Origin of the sequence: Mesorhizobium sp. M7A.F.Ca.AU.002.02.1.1, from assembly GCF_003998535.1 — a bacterium.
In the GTDB taxonomy this organism is placed as follows: Bacteria; Pseudomonadota; Alphaproteobacteria; order Rhizobiales; family Rhizobiaceae; genus Mesorhizobium; species Mesorhizobium ciceri.
This window is the reverse complement of the sequence record NZ_RZPB01000817.1, coordinates 1-2,523: the sequence shown is the minus strand read 5'-3', so window position 1 is coordinate 2,523 and position 2,523 is coordinate 1. Positions and strand designations below refer to the sequence as shown.

3 protein-coding genes and 1 pseudogene are annotated in these 2,523 nt (G+C 65.0%); 3 read left to right on the top strand and 1 reads right to left on the bottom strand.

All coding sequences use genetic code 11. The features are described from left to right. The 3 genes and pseudogenes from EN879_RS31750 to EN879_RS31740 all read left to right on the top strand — a co-directional run. Positions 1–407 (top strand): annotated as a pseudogene (locus EN879_RS31750) (ABC transporter ATP-binding protein); the annotation flags it as partial. 167 nt (positions 408–574) lie between these two features. Continuing rightward, the gene (locus EN879_RS31745) at positions 575–817 is read left to right on the top strand and encodes a type II toxin-antitoxin system CcdA family antitoxin (RefSeq protein ID WP_063170355.1); all 243 of its coding nucleotides are present in this window, start codon (positions 575–577) and stop codon (positions 815–817) included. Further along, entirely contained in the window at positions 817–1,116 is a 300-nt protein-coding gene (locus tag EN879_RS31740) for a CcdB family protein (RefSeq protein WP_063169193.1), read from the top strand. Before EN879_RS31745 ends, EN879_RS31740 begins: the two co-directional genes overlap by 1 nt. A 17-nt stretch (positions 1,117–1,133) precedes the next feature. Here EN879_RS31740 and EN879_RS31735 read toward each other — a convergent pair. Beyond that, a partial coding sequence (locus EN879_RS31735) for a hypothetical protein (RefSeq protein WP_127274515.1) occupies positions 1,134–2,523 on the bottom strand: 1,390 nt, incomplete at its 5' end.

Sequence of the window (2,523 nt, the reverse complement as noted above, 5' to 3'; positions counted from 1 at the left end):
TCGCGCCGGATGGTGAGGGCCGCTGGATCGAATATGCCGGCGGCTACTCCGACATGCTGGCGCAGCGCGGCGGCACGAAGCTGGACGACCGCAAGGCGCGGGCGAGAGCCGAAAATGGCGAGGCGCCCGCGTCAGGCAAGAGCGAAGCCGCCGCGCCAAAAGGGCCGGCGAAGAAACTGTCGTTCAAGCAGAAATTCGCACTGGAATCCCTGCCGAAGAAAATCGAAGCTGTGATGGCCTCGATCTCGAGGCTGGAGAACAACATCGCCGATCCGGCCTATTACGAGCGCGATCCGGCCTCGTTCCAGAAAACCATCGCCGCCCTCGACAAGGAGCGCGCGACGCTGGCCGCGCTCGAGGAAGAATGGCTGGAACTGGAGATGTTGCGCGAGGAGATGGAGGGGTGAGGAGTGTTTCGGCCGTAGGCCGATCAATCGACGACGATTTGTCGATTGAAGCGACGAACGCCCGGAGCCATAGCGAAGGGGCCGAGCGCCCCTACCTGCAGCTAGAACCGCCTGATTGCCTCCATACAGAAATGCGCATATATTATGCGCATGTTGCGGAGGCTATTATGCGCAAAATTGCCTTGAGTGCGACCCGTCAGCCAGCAAATCTGTCGATCGATTCGAACCTCATGAGGGAAGCCAAGGGACTTGACGTGAATGTCTCGCGCGCTGCGGAGGCCGGCATCGCGGAGGCGGTGGCTGCCGAAAAAACGCGACTGTGGAAGCTTGAGAACCGCGCCACGATGGACGCGTGGAACGACTATATCGAGAAACATGGCATCCCGCTGGAAGAGTACCGGCAGTTCTGATGCCCCGCTATGATGTCTTCGCCGGTCGCATCGAAGGCAGCTATGTGCTCGACGTTCAGTCAGAGCTGCTCGACAATTTCAAGACGCGGGTGGTCGTGCCGCTTCTGCCGGTCGCAATGGTGCCACCGCCGATGCGAAAGCTTCATCCGATTTTTGAGATCAACGGTCGAAAGCTCGTTATGGCAACACACCTGGTTGCCACCGTTTCTGCCAGCGAATTGGGCGAAAGTCGGCTGAACCTGATCAAGCACCACGACGACATCGTCGCTGCGCTCGACATGCTGTTCCAGGGCTTCTGAACGGCGGCTACAGCGTCTCAGCCTGCCGTCTTGGCCTGCCAGGCCTTGATTGCCTCGTCGAACACCTTCTCTCCGGGAATGCCCTTTTCCATGGTCAGCAACGCCCGCCGTCCGGTCTTGTAGACCACCGGCACGTCGATCCAGTCCTGGCCGCGCAACAAGGTCATGTTGGCGTCTTCGTCGGCCTTGGTGTCGTTGAGCGCGACGAGGAAGAAGCCGTCGGCAATCTTGGCCGGAATGCCGATCAGCGGGCTGCCGGCATCCTGCTCCGAAGCCTTCATGGCAACGCGCAGGATGTTGTCGACACCGCCGCCCTCGAAGCCGTCGGGCGTCAGGAAGATCATCTCGATGATATGGCTGGCCGGCAGCGTCTGGTCGGTGTTGCGGCGGATGGTCATGCGCAACTGGATGTCCTTGCCGGGAATGGTCGCCTCAGCGCGGATCGCCGGCTCCGGCGGCAGGTCGCCACCGGGCGATTCCTGCACCAGCGACCAGACGATGTTGCCGGGCTCGGCGGAGCCCTGGGCGGTGCTGGTGCGCTCCTCATAGAAGATCGCCTTCTGGCCGACAGGCAGAGCGGCTTCCGCAGGCGCAGCCGCCGGGGCGGGCGGCGCGGCACCTGCCGGTGCTGGCGGCGTGCCGGCAGCACCGGCCGGCGCTGCAGGCGCTGCTCCGTTGGCAGGCGGCGTTGCGGGGGCGGCATCTGTCGCCGGAGGCGTAGTCGCGGCAGGCGTACCGGCGGCCGGTGCGGAAATCGCCGGTGCGTTCGGGGCCGAGGGCGGGGTGGTCAGCGCCGCGACCGATTCGCCTTCGCCGATGCCGCTTTGGCCACCGGCCGGACCCGGGTCGACTTCACCACCCTGCGGTGTCAGCCGCTGGGTGAATTTCGTGCTTTCGGCTTCCGTGCCGCCAGCCGCGGGCGCCGGCGGCGCTGCCGCGGCATCGGTTGCCGGCTTGGCCGGCGCTGGCTTCACGGGTTCGGTTTTCGCTACCTGATTGCCGCCAAGCCCCAGCATCTTGCCGAAGGCGTCCTTGTTCAGCCAGATGCCGTAGCCGCCGCCGGCAACGACCAGCAGTGCGAAGACGGCCGCGATCAGCCCGCCATAGCTGCGCTTGCGCTCGGCGGGACGCAGGCGCTGGAAGGTATCCGGTACCGGCTCTTCATTGTCTTCGTTGCTGGAAAAGACATCGGCCTCGTCGTCCGCCTCCTCGGCGTTCATGCCTGGAAGAGGCGTGTCGGCGCGAGCCGGCTGGGCAGGCGCCGGCGTCGACCTTTGCCAGCTTGGCTCGACCTTGGCGGCAGGCGGCGGCGCGGGTTGATAGGGCTCGGGCTTGGCGACGGGCGGTGCCGGCCAGGCCGATTCCGCCTTCGCCGGCTGCCTCGTATGGCTTGGCTGGTTCTTGTTG

Excerpts from the sequence above, each read along its gene's own strand:
- EN879_RS31745 (WP_063170355.1), top strand. The coding sequence starts at position 575 with ATGCGCAAAATTGCCTTGAGTGCGACCCGTCAGCCAGCAAATCTGTCG.
- EN879_RS31740 (WP_063169193.1), top strand. The coding sequence starts at position 817 with ATGCCCCGCTATGATGTCTTCGCCGGTCGCATCGAAGGCAGCTATGTG.